Origin of the sequence: Streptomyces huiliensis, from assembly GCF_020037025.1 — a bacterium.
Classification (GTDB): domain Bacteria; phylum Actinomycetota; class Actinomycetes; order Streptomycetales; family Streptomycetaceae; genus Streptomyces; species Streptomyces huiliensis.
This window is the reverse complement of the sequence record NZ_JAIQLH010000079.1, coordinates 47,837-64,323: the sequence shown is the minus strand read 5'-3', so window position 1 is coordinate 64,323 and position 16,487 is coordinate 47,837. Positions and strand designations below refer to the sequence as shown.

The 16,487-nt window shown below is 74.8% G+C and carries 13 protein-coding genes and 1 pseudogene; 7 read left to right on the top strand and 7 right to left on the bottom strand.

Annotated features, from left to right (window positions below; genetic code table 11):
* Together JNW98_RS16105 and JNW98_RS16100 are read left to right on the top strand one after the other, a co-directional pair.
* A pseudogene (locus tag JNW98_RS16105) lies at positions 1-345 on the top strand (FG-GAP-like repeat-containing protein); the annotation flags it as partial.
* A 186-nt stretch (positions 346-531) separates the two neighbouring features.
* Positions 532-1,044 carry an RICIN domain-containing protein gene (locus JNW98_RS16100; RefSeq protein WP_223768914.1) on the top strand — a complete coding sequence of 171 codons (513 nt, stop codon included), beginning with the start codon at positions 532-534 and terminating at the stop codon, positions 1,042-1,044.
* A gap of 43 nt (positions 1,045-1,087) precedes the next feature.
* Here the strand turns inward: JNW98_RS16100 and car are convergent, their stop codons facing one another.
* Positions 1,088-4,618, bottom strand: a complete 3,531-nt coding sequence (gene car, locus JNW98_RS16095) for a carboxylic acid reductase (RefSeq protein ID WP_223768913.1) — start codon at positions 4,616-4,618, stop codon at positions 1,088-1,090.
* A gap of 93 nt (positions 4,619-4,711) precedes the next feature.
* Positions 4,712-5,452, bottom strand: a complete 741-nt coding sequence (locus JNW98_RS16090) for a FadR/GntR family transcriptional regulator (RefSeq protein WP_223768912.1) — start codon at positions 5,450-5,452, stop codon at positions 4,712-4,714.
* 147 nt (positions 5,453-5,599) lie between these two features.
* On the opposite strand from JNW98_RS16090, the gene JNW98_RS16085 reads away from it, so the two are divergent.
* The gene (locus JNW98_RS16085; RefSeq protein WP_223768911.1) at positions 5,600-5,758 is read left to right on the top strand and encodes a hypothetical protein; all 159 of its coding nucleotides are present in this window, start codon (positions 5,600-5,602) and stop codon (positions 5,756-5,758) included.
* 19 nt (positions 5,759-5,777) lie between these two features.
* On the opposite strand, the gene JNW98_RS16080 is transcribed toward JNW98_RS16085, so the two are convergent.
* The 3 genes from JNW98_RS16080 to JNW98_RS16070 all read right to left on the bottom strand — a co-directional run bounded on the left by JNW98_RS16080 (position 5,778) and on the right by JNW98_RS16070 (position 8,516).
* Positions 5,778-6,878, bottom strand: coding sequence for a DUF6114 domain-containing protein (locus tag JNW98_RS16080; protein WP_223768910.1), 1,101 nt, complete (start codon positions 6,876-6,878; stop codon positions 5,778-5,780).
* Between the two features lies 1 nt (position 6,879).
* Positions 6,880-7,503: a DUF6230 family protein gene (locus JNW98_RS16075; protein WP_223768909.1), complete on the bottom strand. Its 624-nt coding sequence runs from the start codon at positions 7,501-7,503 to the stop codon at positions 6,880-6,882.
* A gap of 92 nt (positions 7,504-7,595) precedes the next feature.
* On the bottom strand, positions 7,596-8,516 hold the full coding sequence (locus tag JNW98_RS16070; protein WP_372459258.1) for an esterase/lipase family protein: 921 nt from the start codon (positions 8,514-8,516) through the stop codon (positions 7,596-7,598).
* Between the two features lie 309 nt (positions 8,517-8,825).
* Here JNW98_RS16070 and JNW98_RS16065 point away from each other — a divergent pair, with 309 nt between their 5' ends.
* From JNW98_RS16065 to JNW98_RS16055, 3 genes are all read left to right on the top strand, one after another.
* The gene (locus tag JNW98_RS16065; protein ID WP_223768908.1) at positions 8,826-9,833 is read left to right on the top strand and encodes a class I SAM-dependent methyltransferase; all 1,008 of its coding nucleotides are present in this window, start codon (positions 8,826-8,828) and stop codon (positions 9,831-9,833) included.
* Positions 9,834-9,908: 75 nt separating this feature from the next.
* Complete coding sequence (locus JNW98_RS16060) at positions 9,909-10,442, top strand: GNAT family N-acetyltransferase (RefSeq protein ID WP_223768907.1); 534 nt, start codon at positions 9,909-9,911, stop codon at positions 10,440-10,442.
* Between the two features lie 31 nt (positions 10,443-10,473).
* Positions 10,474-12,201: an SMI1/KNR4 family protein gene (locus tag JNW98_RS16055; protein WP_223768906.1), complete on the top strand. Its 1,728-nt coding sequence runs from the start codon at positions 10,474-10,476 to the stop codon at positions 12,199-12,201.
* Here the strand turns inward: JNW98_RS16055 and JNW98_RS16050 are convergent.
* Together JNW98_RS16050 and JNW98_RS16045 are read right to left on the bottom strand one after the other, a co-directional pair.
* Positions 12,098-12,499: a hypothetical protein gene (locus JNW98_RS16050; RefSeq protein WP_223768905.1), complete on the bottom strand. Its 402-nt coding sequence runs from the start codon at positions 12,497-12,499 to the stop codon at positions 12,098-12,100. The two genes, JNW98_RS16055 and JNW98_RS16050, sit on opposite strands and share 104 nt — an antisense overlap.
* Before the next feature lie 290 nt (positions 12,500-12,789).
* The gene (locus JNW98_RS16045; protein ID WP_223768904.1) at positions 12,790-13,323 is read right to left on the bottom strand and encodes a hypothetical protein; all 534 of its coding nucleotides are present in this window, start codon (positions 13,321-13,323) and stop codon (positions 12,790-12,792) included.
* Positions 13,324-13,636: 313 nt separating this feature from the next.
* On the opposite strand from JNW98_RS16045, the gene JNW98_RS16040 reads away from it, so the two are divergent.
* Positions 13,637-16,354 carry an AMP-binding protein gene (locus JNW98_RS16040; RefSeq protein WP_223768903.1) on the top strand — a complete coding sequence of 906 codons (2,718 nt, stop codon included), beginning with the start codon at positions 13,637-13,639 and terminating at the stop codon, positions 16,352-16,354.
* The last annotated feature ends 133 nt before the right edge of the window (positions 16,355-16,487 follow it).

Below are 16,487 nucleotides of genomic sequence, written 5' to 3'. Positions count from 1 at the left end.
CTCTACGACGAGGGCCAGGACAAGACCGGCAACTTCCGCACGGCCTTCCACATCGGCTACGGCCGCGCCGACGGCCTGAACGCCCCGAAGCGCGCCTGGGACAACAACGACACCACCACCGGCAGCTGGAACGCCGACCGCAGCAAGCTCGTGGCCGGCGACTTCGACGGTGACGGCAAGGCCGACCTCGGCGTCCTCTACAACAAGGGCCAGGACGACGACGGCAAGAACGAGGTCGCCCTGCACACCTTCTCCGGCCGCGACGAGGGGGTCTCCCGGCCGCAGAAGGTCTGGGACAACGCGAACGCCACCAGCTGGAACTGGTACCGCAGCGACCTCGGCTGAGCCGGAACGCGCCCACCGCCCCGCCGGGGACACCCGGCGGGGCCTCCGCCGGGCCTCCGCCGGTCCGGTGGCGGTGCTTCGTACCTGACATGTCAACCGCGGTCTTGTCGTTCGCCGCACGGCCGTTGGCTAGGTTCACCGGTGTTGCAGACGGTGGTTCTGCCTGATGAAAGGCGTGTCATGCGCATGCGCAAGCCAGCGGCGTTTCTCTCGGCGGTCTTCCTGGCGGTGGGCCTGCATACGGCCATGGCCCCGCAGGCCTCGGCGGCCGGCCCCAACTGGGGAGAGCTCTTCACCCCGGTCGGCCCCGGCACCTGGTACCCCGGGAAGTGCGCCACCCCCAAGGGGAACAGCACGGCGAACGGGACCATCGTCACCCTGTGGGACTGCACGGGGGACGAGCTCCAGAAGTGGGACCGCGACGACTACCAGATCGTCCACAAGGCGAGCGGGAAGTGCCTGACCCCGCGAGGCGACGCGTACGGCACCAACGGCGCGGTGCTCACCCTGTGGCCGTGCGACAACAGCGGCGGCAACCGCAGCCAGCAGTTCTGGTCGGACGACTGGTCCATCAAGACGAAGTACTCGGACAAGTGCATCACCAACAAGGGCGGTTCGGCCGGCAACGGCACCTACCTCACCCTGTGGACCTGCGCCTCGGACTACCCGCCGGAGCAGCACTGGATGATGCGGTACTGACGGGAGGCGGCGGGCCGCGCACCGAACCCGACGACGGGCGTCGTCACAGCAGGCGGTGCGCCCGTAGGTCCGTCGCGTACTTGGTGATCAGGGCCGGTGACAGGCGGGGAATGTCGTTCCCGTCGGTGAGGGCCGCGGCCCGGACCGCCGCGCGGAAGCGGTCCGCCGGCAGGGCGGAGCCGGGGAGCGGCGGTACCGGCTCGGCGAAGGCGTGCAGTAGGGGGAGTACTGAATGCCGCTTCAGGCGGTCGGGGAGGGCGCGCAGGGCCGTCTCGAAGCGGGCGGCCCACTCGGCGTGGTCCCGGACGCGCGTCAGGGGGTGTCCGGCCGCCGCCAGCCAGTCGACGACCGTGTCGAGTGAGATGCCGTCGTCGTGCGGGTTGACCACGTTGTAGGTCCGGTGGCCCTCGCGCGCGGCGTCGCCGAGCACGGTGACGGCCCGCGCGGTGAAGTCCACCGGAAGCGCGTCGAAGTGCGCGCGGCCACCGCCGGCGTCCGGGGCGTAGAAGCTGCCGGGTGCGATGCCCGTCGCCAGCAGGCTCAGCACGAGGCGGGTGAAGACGTCCGGGACGTTGAGCTGACCTCGGTAGCGCGGATGCGCGAGGATCATGTTCGAGCGGAAGACGGCGACCGGCAGGCCGAAGGTCTCGTGAGCCTCGCGCAGCAGCACCTCGCCGGCCCACTTGGCGGCCGCGTAACCGTCGGCGTAGTCGCCGGCGAGGTCGCGTGACGGGCAGGCGGTGCGGATGTCCGCCGACTCGTCGGCGGCCGCCGCGTTCCCGGAGACGACGGCGACCGTCGACAGGTAGGTGAACCGCTTGGTCCTTGAGGTGACCGCGAGCCTGATCAGCTCGGCCGTTCCCAGGACGTTGGGGCCGAACAACTGGCCGTAGGGCAGGACGTGGTTGACCAGGGCCGCCGGGTGGACGATCAGGTCCACCGTGTCGGCCAGCCGCCGCCAGGTCTCCTCGTCGAGCCCGAGACGCGGTTCCCCGATGTCGCCGGCGACCACCCGGAGGTGCCGGGCGGCGGACGCGCGGTAGCGCTCCACGAGCTCCGGGTCGCCGCTGTCGAAGGCCGCGTCGAGCCGTGCCCGGGCCTCCTCGGTGGAGGAGCCGCGGACCACGCAGACCAGCGTGCCGTCGCGCTCCGCCACGCGCTCCAGCCATTCAAGGCACAGGAAACGGCCCAGGTAGCCGTTGGCGCCGGTCAGCAGGACGGTCCGGGCCTCGGGCAGCGGACCGGCCGGCTTTCGCCGTGCGGCCTGCTCGACGGTCCGCGCGTCGAGGAACGCGGCCGGCCGCAGCCGGGCCGCGTCGAGCCGCGTCGCGTCCGGTCCGTGCACGCTGTCGGCGGTGGGGCGGCGGTGTTCCGTCGCGAGGGCCCGCTCGACGTGTCCGGCCACCCGGCGCAGTGAGTTGGCCGGGCTGGTGATCACGTCGACGGGCACGTCGACGTGGAAGATCTCCTTCAGCAGCCGGGAGAACGACAGCGCGGTGAGGCTGTCACCGCCGAGGTCGAGGAAGCGCGTGGCAGGCTCCACGGTCGCGTCCTCGTCCAGCCCCAGCAGTGCCTGCGCGGCCCGGAGTACGGTTTCCGGTACCGGCCGGTCGGCGCCGGACCGGCGGAGCGCCCGGACGCCTTCGGCCTCGCGGTCGGACAACTCGGCGTACATTGCTTCGAGTCGCTCGCCGTAACGCTTCGTCAGGGCCGGCCGCAACGGCTTGCGCACCCCGGAGAGCAGCCCGTTCTCCTGGGTGAACGGCTCGGTCTCGACGAGGATGTCCCGTGGGATCTCGTAGGAGTTCAGCCCCGCCTCGGCGGCGAGCTTCCGCAGGGACTCCCGCAGGACGGGCCCGAGGCGCCGGGCGTCCCCGTCGACGCGGTCGAGGGCCTCCCGCGTCGGCACGACGACCGCGAGCAGGTAGGAGCGGGCACCGCTGCCGTACAGGAAGATCTGCCGGACGGCCGGGCTGCCGGTGAACAGCGCCTCCAGGCGGGAGACGGCGACGAACTCGCCCTGGGACAGCTTGAGGACGTGGGAGCGGCGCTCGACATACCGCAGTTCGCCGGGGCCGACGCGGGCCATGATGTCGCCCGTGCGGTAGAAGCCGTCCTCGTCGAAGACCTCGGCGGTGGCGTCCGGACGCCGGAAGTACCCGGGGACGAGCCGGTCGGACCTGATGAGTACTTCGCCCCTGGGGTACGGCGCGTCGGTGCCGAAGTATCCCAGCTCGGGGACGTCGGCCAGCTTGTGGCCGGTCACCGGCGGGCTCTGTATCCGGCCGTCGAGGGAGACGACCCCGGCTTCCGTCGATCCGTAGCCGTCGAGCAGCCTGACCCGGAAGCAGTCCTCGACGAACGCCGTCGTCTCGGCGCTCGGCGGGGCCGAGGCGCTGACGGCCCACAGGAGGCGGCCGCCCATGACCTCCTCCCGCAGCTCTTCCTTCACGCGCTCGGCCGCGTCGCCTGCCGTCCCGTTCCGGCGGGACAGCTCCGTCCTGTAGTGCCGGAAGAGCATGTCGGAGATGCGGGGAACCATGATGAACTCGGTGGGACGGACCAGGGAGAGGTCCTCGAGGAGCGTCGACAGGTCTCCGGACGCCGTGAAACAGGCGAGGCCGCCCTTGGCGAGCGTCCCGAACAGCACGCCCCTGCCGATCATGTGGCTCAACGGCAGGTAGTTGAGCACGATGGACGGCCGCACCGGCTGTCCGGGTACGAAGTCGACCCAGAACTGCCGGGCCACACGCTCGGTGTACATGGCCCCCTTGGGGGTGCCGGTGCTTCCCGAGGTGTAGATCAGCGCGCTCAGCGCGTCGGCCCCCGACCCGTCGGGCACCCGGGGGAGCGGCGGCAGCACCCTTCCCCGCTCGACGGCCGACGCCAGCGTGTCCAGGGCCACTCCCCGGCCTCGCGCCGCGAGCCGGGCGCGCGCGGACTCCAGCTTCTCCCGGTGGGCGGTGGCCTCGGGCCGGTGGCCGACGACGACGATCCTGCCCAGCGAGGGGGCGTTCGCCGCGATCTCGAGCGCGACGTCCAGCTGGTCGACGTCCACGACGAGCAGGCGTGGTCCGGTCTGCGTGACGACGGGGGCCAGCTGGGCCGCCGGAGCACCCGACTGCAGGGGGACGGACACCGCGCCGGAGCGGAGGCAGGCCAGGTCCGCCATGGCGTACTCGGCGCTCGGGGGGCCGAGGAGGGCGACGAAGTCGCCGGGGGCCAGGGTGTGTTCGGGGTGGTGCCGCCACTCGGAGGCGACCGCGTTCACCCGCTCCCGGAGTTCGCCGTAGGTGAGCGTGTCGAACCGCCGGAGAAGGCGCAGCGTCGTGCGGCCCGTCTCCGGGTCGGTGACCGGCTCGGTGGCGCGTTCGCCCAGGGCGGGACGGTCGGCGTACGCCTCCATCACGGTGGCCACCAGGTCGGCGAGCGGCAGGCCGGGGCACCGTATCGCCTCGGTGACGGCGTCCAGGGGCGCGGTGTCACGGAACTGGGCGTCGGTCGCGTATAAGCGGGCGCTTCGGTGGTCGGTGAGGGCGTCGAGTTCGTGGGCGGGGAGGCGGGAGTGGGACATGGGTGGTCTCCTTGGTGGGTGTGAAAGCCATTCCAGGCGTGCGGAGTTGTCGTTCGGGGGAGGGATCGGATCAGCGGAAGGGCCGGGGTGGGCTCACCGGTCCTCGGCCGCGCGCGCGTCGGCGGCGTCGGGGTGGGCGGTGTCGTGACCGGCGGGTTCGTGGTCGTGGGTGAGGCGGACGATCGCGGCCGCGGCCTCGCGGGCGCCGTCCGCGTCCCGGGCCTCGATCGCGTCGACGAGCCGCCTGTGCAGGCCCGCGTGCTCCTCCGCGTGGGCGGCGTCCCAGGGCAGACCCCCCAGATGCGAGGTGAGCGCCGTGCCGAGGTGGTCGTACATCTCGATCAGCAGGTCGTTCCCGCTCGCCCGGACGATGGACCGGTGGAAGAGCGCGTCGACGGCGGTGGCCGCGGACGCGTCCTCGCCGGCGGCGGCAGCCTCGGCGTCGGCCAGCAGTTCGCGCAGCCCCCGCACCTGCTCCTCGCTGCGGCGCAGGGCCGCGGCGCCCGAGGCGTACTCCTCCAGAACGGTCCGCAGCTCCAGTACGTCGTCCCGCTTCGAGGAGCCCGCCCGCCGCACCATGACCGACCGGAGCTCGCTGGAGGAGCGCACGTAGGTGCCGTCACCGGCCCTGGGCTCCAGCAGGCCGAGGTGCACTAGGGCGCCGATCGCCTCCCGCAGCGTGCTGCGTCCGACCCCGAGCTCCTCGATGAGGGCCTGCTCCGGCGGGATCCGCGTCCCGACCGGCCAGCCTCCCGCCTCGATGTGCGAGCGGAGGCTCTCCACGAGCTGGGCGGAGAGACTGGCCGTGCGCCGCGGTGCGTTGATGCGTTTCATGAAGGGACCATATCCAAACATCAGACGTTTGAACATCGTCTCTCTTTGCTTGGGTGTTCTCAGCCGTGAGGCGCCGCGTCCGGGTGCGGGATGTCGCCGCTCTGGCCGAAGCCGAGGCCGAGGCCGAGGCGGAGGTGGAGGTGGATCGTGCGGGCCAGGTCCGTGATGGAGCCGGTGGTACTGCGCGGTCGGCCCCGCCTGCCGGAGGCGGTCGGGGACCTGGCGGACCCCGTGCCCGTCGACGAGGGCTACCTAGTCCGCGCTCTGGCGCCCGCCGGCGGGGCGGCGGCCCCGGGGTCGGGGTGAGGGCGGTTCGGCGGCGAGTTCAGGAAGGTGCGGTCCGGGCGGACGCGGTGCCGGGGGAGGGGGTGAGGCGCAGCCCGGACACGGCCGCGTTCGCGCTGCGGATGAGGTACAGGTCGGCTCGTAGGCGGGTAAGGGTGACGGCGATCGGCAGGACGGGGGGCGGTGGCAGGGCTTCGGCGTCGAAGGCCAGGCAGACGAGGGACGCCAGGCAGCCGCTGAAGCGGCTGACGAACAGGGTGACGTCGCCGGCGAGGCGTAGCTCGTCGCCGGACAGGCCGGTCGGGGGGTGTGCCGCCTCCGCCTCCGCGCCGCGCAGCCGGTAGTCCGCCAGAACGGCGGAGGACATGTGGAGGGCGAGGACCTTGCGGAGTCCCGCGGCGGTGGGCAGCGAGGTGACGGTGGTGATCGTCAGATGGCTGGTGGTGAACCGCGACGCGGTGACCGGCTGGGGGCGGGAGACGGCTGCCGCGGGGGCGGCCGCCTCGCCGGGGGCGCGAGGGAGCTCGCCCAGGGCGCGGGGGAGGAGGACCGTGAGCAGCACGGCGGGCAGGACGGTGGCGAGGGCCGCGGACGGGGGTGGGGCGGGCGGCGGATTTCGGCGGGTGGGTTTGGGGCGGGCCGGCTTTCCGTGGGCCGGTCTTCGGGCAGCCTCCCGCTGCCGGCCGGTCGGCAGCGGGAGGAGTTTCCGGCGGGGCTTCCGGAAGGGTTCTCGGCGGGACCTCCGGGCCGGCCGGCCCGGAGCCCAGGCGAACCCCATCGCGCCGCCTGCGATCCCCAGGCACGCACCCACGAAGTAGCCGCCCAGGTTGCTGGCGGGGAAGGAGAACACCGCCAGGAGCACGGCGTGCAGCCCCACGTAATGGCGGGCGCGGGGGAGGAACCACAGGAAGAGGCCGGCGGCGGCCAAGGCGCAGCCCAGGCCGAGCGTGGCGAGTCCGCCCGTTCCCAGCGTGATCACCACGGGGAGCGGGGCGCAGGTCACGGCGACGAGTTCGGCGCCGGCCAGCAGCAGGAGCGTTCCGGCCCAGAACGGCCGGGTGCGGCGCCACCTGCGCGGTGTCGTACGGGGTCGGGGAGCGGGGGGCGGCTGGTCCGGCGCCGCGTCGTGGTGCTCGTGCACGTCAGTAGCACCCCTCGTCGCCGGGGCGGACGCTGAGGGCCAGGCCCTTGAGGCGGAAGTTGCCTCCGGTGGCGGAGCGGGCGTGGGTGCGGACGCCGTCCACTTCGAGATCCGTCGCCTGGAGTCCGAACTGCCCTGCTGCCCCTCGGCTGTGAGGCACCGCGTCCAGCGTGGAGGCGTCCCGGCCGAGCTCCATCCGTCCGAACCGGGCGTCGCCCGTCAGGTCGTCCACGTCGATGACGAGGTCGTCGACCGTCACCGCGGTGTCCCGGTCGCCGGCGGTGAGTTTGAACGTCACCGTGCCGACCGGGGTGCTGATGCGCGTCGACTCGCACAGGCCGGTGAGCGTGGCGCTGCCCAGGGCGATCCTGGCCTGCGGCCGGCCCGGGCCGTCGACGGTGCGGTCCACCTCCGTGAACACCGTCAGCCCTTTGCCGGTGAGCTTCCGGGCGGAGATCTGGGACGTCGTTCCGGAGACGGCGAAGGACGCCGCCAGGATGCCCTGGGCCATGGCCACCGCCATCACCCCGACCAGGGCCAGCGCGAGGGCCGCCACGGGCACCGCCCGCCGCCACACCGTGCGGCCCTCGGCCGGAGCCGCCGGGCCGGCCGCGACTTCGCTCATGTCCCTTCCGCCTCCCCCGCGGCCGAAGCGAGCCCCCTGGCCTCCCCCGCAAGAAGCTGCCCGCCCGCCGGGGCCGTAGTCGTGACGCCTCGTCACCCGTGAGGAGGAACGTCGGGACGGGCCGCGTCCGCTTGCTCCGACCGGTCCACGGCTTCCGCGTCTCCGGGGACGCAGGTGGCGGGAGCGGCGTGCGAGGGATCCAGGGCGTTGGTCACGAGCCGGAAGGCGACGGGGTCCGCCGTGGCGAGGCCCCAGTGTTCGGCCGGGTCCACCGGACACACGTCCTGGATCAGGATGTTGTCGACGTTCGGGCCCGTGAGGAACTGGGAGCGGTACGGGACGACCGTCTCGTCGAAGCGGGTGGCGATGACGGTGTACCGCACGCCCGGCACGGTGTCACCGTCCCGGTTGAGCGTACGGAGGAACGCGGATCCGGCGAGCTGCTGCCGGACCGCCGGGTGACGGAGGAGGAGCGCGGTGGCGGGAACGTACCGGGTGAGGGTGGGGAGTCCCAGCACGGCCGTGCCGTGATTGCTGGGCGCGAGGCCGACGAGGGTGTGGACCTCGCGCGCTCCCCCGAGGAACCGCAGGTAGTAGCGGGGCATCAGGCCGCCCTGGGAGTGCCCGACGATGTCCACCTGCCGGGCACGCGTCGTTGCCAGCACCGCGCGGACGAAGGAGGCGAGTTCACGGGCCGAGCGGTCGATCGGGCCGAGACCGGCCAGGCCGGGGGCGTCGGGGACCCGCCCGTAGTCCAGGGCGAAGACGCAGTACCCGCGCCGCGTGAGGTGACCGGCGAGCGCGGGCCAGGTGGCGGCGGAGTCCAGCCACGTTCCGTGGACGAGCACGACCGGGCGCGGGTGTGCGGCCGACGGCTTGCACGGGCGTCCGTCGCCGCCGCTCCCGAGGCGCGCCGGGAGGCCGGGCCGTGCCGACGCAGATGCCGAAGCCGAAGCCGGCGCCGTCGACGCGCCCGCGCCCGTGCCCGTGTCGGTGCCTGTGCCCGGTGACATCGCGCACAGGCAGAGGAGGGCCGGCAGTACGGCGGCGGACAGGACGCGGCGGAGCGTACGGCGTGGTGGAGTCACTGCGGCGATGCCTCCGTGGATGCCCATGGGGCGCGAGGCCGCGCGCCCTCCCGACGGTGGACCTGTGCTGCGGCAGTGGGCTGTGCGCTGCGGCAGTGGTCCGTGCGACTGCTACCCGGCGCGTGCGCCGTCGAACTCCGGCGCGGCGTCGCACGGATGTGCCCGGCTACCCCCGGGAGAAGGGTCGTCCCGCCGCCCGCCCTGCCCGGCAGGGCCGGCGGGTAGACGCGACCCATGGGGACTTCCGCGGAAGGCCGGGCACCCGGCGGGGACGGCGGGCTCCCGGGCGACCGGGGCGCACCGGCCGTGCCGCCCGTCGTCCTGCCGGAGAGCGCCGTGCCGGGGACGGATCTGCCGGAGCCCGCGCCGCCGGAGACCGCCCTGCCGCAGGCCGACGCGCCGCCCATCGCCCTGCCATCCGTCGCCCTGCCGTCCGTCGCCCTGACGTCCCTGTGGACGCTGCACCACCGGGCGTCCGCCGCCCGACGGAACCCGCCGCTCCTCCACGACCCCGTCGCCGTCGCCCTGGTCGACCGGTGTGCCTGGCCCCTGGAGACGTGGTTCGGCCGGCCGCGGTCGCTCCCCGAGCAGTATCTTGCCCGCCGCGCCCGGCTGTACGACGCGGCGGTGGCGGAGTTCCTGCGCGCCCGTCCCGGGGCGACCGTCATCGCGCTGGGGGAGGGCCTGGAGACCCAGTTCTGGCGTGTCGGCGACGGCACGGCACACTGGCTCTCGGTCGACCTTCCCGAGGTGCTCGACCTCCGCCGGGCGGTGCTGCCGCACGGCCGGCGGCAGCGGGCCGTCGGCTGCTCCGCGACCGACCCGCGGTGGGCGGAACGCGCCGCCACCGAAGCCCCGGTACTGATCTCCGCCCAGGGCCTGCTCATGTACCTGTCCCCGGCCGAGACCACCGCCCTAGTCCGGCTGTGCGCCGGCCACTTCCCGCGCGGCACGCTGCTCTTCGACACCCTCCCCGAATGGGTGGCCCACCGCACGGCCCGCCGCTTCATGACATGGGGCGGCACCTTCCGGTTCCCTCCGCTCCGGGCCACCCGCCGCTCGTCCTACCTGCGGACCGGCCCGGGGCGGGACCGGTACACGGTGACCGAGCACCCCATCGGCCCGTACGTGCTGGGCACGTGCGCGGCGGCCCGGCCCCTGCACCTGGCCCAGCGGTCGCGGTGGGTGCGCGAGGTCTTCCTGCCGACCCTCGTCCGCCTGGACCCTCCCGCCGGCCGGTAGCGGGAGGAGCCGCCCGGTCGTCGCCGTTCGGCACCGCGTTCGGCGGGGCGCGGCGCGCAGGGCAGTATGGGGGCCATGACCGAGATCCACACGCCACGCCTGCTCCTGCGCCGCTGGGACGACGACGACCTGATCGCCCTGTCGGACATCACCGCCGACCCGCACGTCATGCGCTGGATCGGTGACGGCTCGGTCCTCGACGGGGACGGTACGGCGGAGGCCGTCGAGCGGTGGGAGGAGGAGTGGGACGACGAGGGCTTCGGCGTCTTCGCGGTGGAGCTCCTGGGGTCGGGCGAACTCGCCGGTGCCGTCGGGCTGTCCGTTCCGGAGTACCTCCCGGAGGTGCTGCCGGACGTGGAGATCACCTGGCGCCTCGGCCGGCCCTTCTGGGGGCAGGGCTACGCCTCCGAAGCCGCCCAGGCCACCCTGGAGTTCGCACTCCAGGACCGCGGCCTCGACCGGGTCCTCGGCATCGTGCGCCCGGAGGACGCGGCCTCAAAGAACGTGCTGCGCAAGCTCGGCATGGAGCCGGAGCGCCAGACGGCCCACCCGGCGTACGGCTTCCCCCTGGACGTCCACTCCATCGACCTCACGGAGTACCAGGCCTGACCGCCCGCGGCGCGAGAAGGGAAGCGAGTTCATGGTGGGAAGCGAGTCCATGGTGGGAAGCGACTCCATGGTGGCGCGAGCGGTGCGGCGGATCGCCGAGGGCCTGAGGGCGAGCGCGCCGTCGGGGTGGCAGCGGGCCGTGCTGGACAGCACGGCGGGCCCGGGGAGCGTCGGCGTCGCCGGCGGTTACGCCGTTCCCGGGCAGCCGCTGTGGCGCAACCCGGTTCCCAGCCCCTTCGAGGAGCTGCGTGCGCTGGCGGAGGCGGTGCGGAAGGCGCGGGGCTGGGAGCGCGTCACCGTGGAGGTGGAGTGCCGGCCGTCGGGGGAGTACCGGCTGGTGGCCTGGCGGGACGCCGTCACCAGCCTGCGCGGGCGGGGCGGTGGCTGGCAGGCCGTCCTCGACCCCGCCTGCCGGCTGCCGCAGCCGGGCTTCACCCAGGACGAGGGCACCGCGGCGCCGGCCGGCGACCCCGACCTGGCGCGGACCCGCCTGCTCGCCTTCCTGGAGCGGCGCGCCGCCGTACTTGGCCGGGCCGAGGAACTGCCGCCGCCCGCCTCGGCCGCGGCGCTGGAGGAGGCCGAGCGCCGCATCGGCCGTCCGCTGCCGGCGGACCTGCGGGCGCTCTACCGGGTGGCCGACGGCGACGGCGACAGCATCGGGATCGGGCACCGCTACCTGCTCGGCGGCAACGCCTGGCTGTCCCTGAAGGACCTGGCCGCCGTGCACGCCCTGCTCCAGGAGCCGGCCCGGACCCATTGGGAGCTGGACTGGCACGCGGTCATCCTCGACGCCGACCCGCCCGAGACCGTACGCCGGTGCGCCGGGCACCCGGGATGGGTGCCCTTCGCCAGCGGCGAGGACGGCAACTACCTGGCCGTCGACCTCTCGCCCGCCGCCGACGGCCGGCCCGGGCAGGTCATCCGGATCGGCCGCGACCACGACCGGCGGCCGGAGTACGTCGCCGACTCCGTCACCTCGCTGCTCGGCCACCAGCTGGAGCAGCTCGAACGCGGGGCCTTCGAGACGTACGACGACGACCTCGAACTGCTGGAGCCGGTTCCCCGCGCGGGCGACGGCGGCCGGGCGTGGATCTCCGAAGACCGGATACCGGAGGAGCTCCCGCCCGCCGTGCAGGAGCTCCACCTGAACGACGCCCCCTGCCCGGTCGACCTGGGCCCGCTGCGGGCCGCCGGCAGCCTGCGGCGGCTGACCCTGAACCGCTGCTCCACCACCGACCTCGCACCGCTGCGTACGCTCCCGGTCGAATCGCTGTGCCTGACGCTGACCGGCGGCACCCTCGACCCGCTCCGGGACCACCCCCATCTCACCTCCCTGGCACTGAGCGGCGATGAGCCGGTCGACGTCGCCGTGCTGCGCACCGTCGCGAACCTGCGGGGCCTGGACCTCTCCCGCGCCCGCGTCGCCGACCTCTCCGTCCTGGCCGGTCTGACGGAGCTGCGATACCTCTCGCTCACCACCGCGCAGTGGGCCGCCCTGCTGGACGCGGGCCATGCGCCGCCGGCGCTCGCCGCCGCCCGTCTGACCGACGACGACGCCACGCTGGAACAGGCCCTGACCTGGGCGGCCCGGCTCGGCCTGGAGACGGCGGACGCGCTGCGCGCCGCCGGGGAGCTCGGGCCTGTCTCCGAGGGGCCTACCCCCGAAGAGGCTCGGCCGCCGGGCCGGGGCCGGGGCCGGGGCCGGGGCCGGGGCCGGGGCCGGGGCCGGGGTACACCGCGAAGCGCAGATAGGTCGTGACGTCGCCGGGGCGGCGGCCCGTCCGGTGGCTGACGAGTTCCTGGAGTCCGGTGAACGACTCCAGCGGCCCGGGCGCCAGGGCGTCGACGAGAGCGCGGTAGGGGCCGGTGGGCGCGCCCTCGTCGCGCAGGACCGTCTCGACGCGGCGGACCGCCTCCCGTTCGTCCTCGCAGAGGCCCGGCATCCGCAGGTACGTGGTCGCCTCGACCGCCCGTTCCGCGCCGCCGCGGAACGCCAGGCACGTCAACGCGGCCTCGCCCGCGTCCTTCCGGTCCGGGCCGGCGAGGGTGCGGTACACGTGCGCCGCGTGGAGCGGATCGTGGTGCAGCGCCGCCGAGGCGAAGGCGTTGACCGTGCCCAGGTCCGCGGCGCGGGTTCGTGGCCGGCGTCGTCGAGGTTCGCCATCCCGACCATCGTGCCCCGGTCGGGATCCAGCGGCGAGGCGTGAGCATGTTCTGCCGACCAGAATGACCCACGCCGCGCTTGCAGCGGCCGCGACTCCGATCACCTCGCGGCCGGGCGCCCGCGCGGCCTCCCCGGGGAGCATCATGCTCCTCGGGGAGGCCGCGGGACCGTGGCCCCCGTGGACTACCAGGTGAAGGCGGCCGACTGGTTGCCGGTGGCGGTGCAGTAGGAGCTGAAGCTGCCGGTGGGCTTGTTGACGGTGAGCTTCAGGGACCAGTTGTTCTCGTCCGGCGCGCCCGCGAGGGCGGCCGAGTCGGTGGTGTCACCGGCGGAGAGGGAGCCGGTGGTGAGCGGGAGCGGGCCGAAGGAGATCGGGTCGCCCGTGCCCGCGGCCGCGTGCGCGGTGCCGGAGAACCGCACCTCGCCGGCCGCACCGCCCGAGGTCTTCTTCAGCTTCAGGGTGGCGGTCACCGTGTTGGCCTTGAGCGGGTACTGCTGGCGGATGTCCGCGGAGTCGATCCGGATCGTCTTGCCGCCGCCGGAGTCGGCCGCGGTGAGCGTGACGGTACCGGCGCCCGCGGAGCCGCAGTCGTAGGTGGCCGTCGCCGTCGCCGGGGCGACGGCCACCGCGGAACCGGCCAGGGCCAGGGACGCGGCGAGCGCGCTGGAGGCGGCGATCGAGGTCAGGGCGACGCGTCGCGCCGTGAAGCCATGCATGAGGTGCTCCTTCGTGGCAGGTGCCGTTTTCCTGACGGAACGGGGGAATGCGTACGAGTGCCGGGCCCGGCGTCTCGTCCGCAGTCAATCCCGCGGGTCTCTGCCGGTGGTTGGCGGCCGGTTGGCGATCTCTTGGCCGCCGCCGGCGGACCACGCCCACCAGGGGTCCGGCGGGGCCGCCGTTCCCGCGGAGTGCAGTCCCCCCATAGGCCGCGTATGGCGTATCCGGGCAGGATGGTCTCCAAAGTCCGGACTCAGGGAACTTAGGGAACTCAGGGAATCAGGAACGCCCATGGACCCGACAGGAGCAGCGTTGTTCGAACCACAGGACGTCGCCCGCGCGGAGTGGTGTGTCGTGCTCAACGGCGAGGAACAGTACGCGATCTGGCCGGACGCCCGTGACCTGCCCGCCGGCTGGCGGGCGGAGGGCACCAGGGGGGCGCGGGAGCGGTGCCTGGCGCGGGTGCAGGAGGTGTGGACGGACCCGTGTCCGGCGGGCCTGCGCCGCCGGGCGGCCGAGGGCCTGGCCGTGGGCGGCGCCGACGGCGTGGCGTCGGCCGTCGGGAGGCAGGCGTGCCGGATCCCGGGGGCGGAAGCCGTGCGCGGTGACGGCTTCGCCCTGACCTTCGGGGAGTTGGACGCGGCGTCGAACCGCTGGGCCCGGTACCTGCGGTCGCTGGGCGCGGGGCGCGGCGCGGTCGTCGGGGTGCTGCTCGGGCGGGGCGCCGGACTGCACGCGGTGACGCTGGGCGTGTGGAAGGCGGGGGCGGCGTGCCTGCCGCTGGATCCTGAGTCGCCGACGGCGGCGCGTGCCCTGCTCGGCGTCGCCGGGGCGCGGTTCCTGGTCACCGAGATGCCGTACGGACCCGGTGACTTCGCGGGACGGGTGCGGTACGCGGACGATCCCGAGGTGTGCGGCGCCCTCGCCCGGCTCCCGGACGAGCCGCTCGGCGGAGGCCCGGATCCCGGCGACGTGGCGTACGTGACGCGGGTGCCCGGGGCGGACGGCCTCCCGCTCGCCGTCGAGGTCACGCATCGCGGGCTGGCGCATCATCTGGCGTCCCTGGAGCGGGAGTTCGACGGTACGGGCGGCGGCGGTACGGCGGTCTTCGGGTCGGTCGCCTCGGAGGCGGCGGTGACGGGGCTGTGGGCGCCGCTGTGGGCCGGGCGGCGCGTGCTGCTCGCGCCGCGGGCGCTGGATCCGGAGGGGTCGGGGGAGTGGCTCGCGGCGGATGGTCCGTTCGCCCTCCTCTCGGTGACGCCTGATCAGATAGAGCTCCTGGCAAGGCAGTTGGGATGCACGGCCGGTGACCGGCTCGCCCGGCGGTTCGTGGTCGCGGGCGGCGCGCCGGGGCCCGCGGCGGCACGGCTCGCCGGGCTGCTCGGCCCCGGCCGGCTGCGGGCCGTGTACGGAGCGGCCGAGACGTCGTTCGGCCCCTTCCTGACCCCCGCCGCGGGGCCGGACGGCGGCACCCGGCTGCTGGTGCTCGACGACGCCTTCCGGCCGGTGCCGGACGGCGCGGTGGGGGAGTTGTACGTGGCGGGCCCGGGGGTGGCCCGCGGCTATGCGGGCCGGGCCGCGCTGACGGCCCGGCGGTTCCCGCCCGACCCCTGCGGCCCGCCCGGGGCGCGGATGTTCCGCACCGGGGAGCCGGCCCGCCGCACGGGCACGGGCGAGGTGCGGCTGCTCGGCCGCACGGACCGGCGGCAGGTGTGGGTGCGCGGCCACCGGACGGATCCGGCGGAGGCCGAGGAGGCGCTCCACGACCACCCGGGCGTCGCCGAGGCCGTCGTCGTCGCCGTCGAGGACGCGCCGGACGACGTCCGGCTGGCCGCCTACGTCGTGCCGCGCCCCGGGGGGCGTGGGCCGGCCCCGGCGGCGCTGGAGGACCACTGTGCGCGGCGGCTGCCCGCCCACCTGGTCCCCGCGAGCGTCACCCTCCTCGACGAGGTGCCGCGCGGCGCCGACGGGCGGGTGGCGCGGTCGGCGCTCCCCGGAGCGCACGGACGGCCCGAAGGGTGCGGGCGGTCCGAAGGGGACGGACGGCCTGAAATGCACGGGCGGCCCGGAGCGCACGGATGGCCTGAAGTGCACGGACGGCCTGAAGGGTACGGGCGCGGCGGGCGGTTCGTGACCGGGCCCGGGCCGCGTCCGTTCCCCGGTGGGTCCGGTCTCGTGGAGGCGCTCGCGGCGCACCGGGTGCCGGGGGCCTGTTTCGCGCTGCTGGAGGGCGGCCGCCTGGTGGCGGTCGAGGCGGCGGGCAGCGACGGCGCGGGCCGGCCCATCACCCCCCGCACCGCCTTCCCCGCGGGGCGGCTGAGCGGGCACGTCGCCGCGCTCGGCGCCCTGCGCCTGGTGGACCAGGGGCTGCTGGCGCCGGACGCCGAGGCCGGCCGCGCCGGAGACGCCCCGGTCACCCTGGCGGACCTGCTGTGCCGCCGCCGGGCCGGCGCGGCTGCCGCGCCGCCGGCCGCCCTGCTGGCCACGCTGCTGGAGAACGTCACGGGCGAGGCGTTCGGCCCGCTGCTGCGGCGCCTGGTGCTCGGGCCGCTCGGTCTGGATGGCAGCTGCTTCGGCGCGCCCCCGCCCCGGAGCGGCGACGGGGACGGCGCGCCGGTGGCCCGCGTGGGCCATGACGCCGCCGGCCGGGTGCTGCCCGGCGCGGAGCGGGCCGGGGACCCGGCCCAACTCTGGAGCACCGTAACGGACTTGGCCAAGGTGGCGGGGGAGCTCCGGCGCTCCCTGCGGGGCGCGCCGTTCGGCCGGGACGTCGCGGCGTGCGGGGCGACACCGCGCCCGGACGGCCCCCACGGTGCCGCCACGCGGGCCGGAACCCCACGTTCCGAGCGCGTGCGCGCGTCCGACACGGCGCCCCCGGGCTACTACGCGGCATCGGTGTTCTGCCCGCGCGCCGACCGCGGTCTCGTCGTGCTGGCCAACGGCAGCGCGGGAGAGCGGGTGGGCAGGGAGCTCGCGGCGCGTCTGAACGCGCGTACGTCATATGACGGACGAGCCCCGGACGATCGGTGACGGAACGTGGCGGCCCTCGCGGGACCCGCAGGTCAACCCCAACTGCCAGGCACGCACAGTGAGTTCTCGTACAAGTATGTTGTCGAGATCAGATCCGCTCCACACAATGAATTGGCAATGTCTTCGCGGGGGG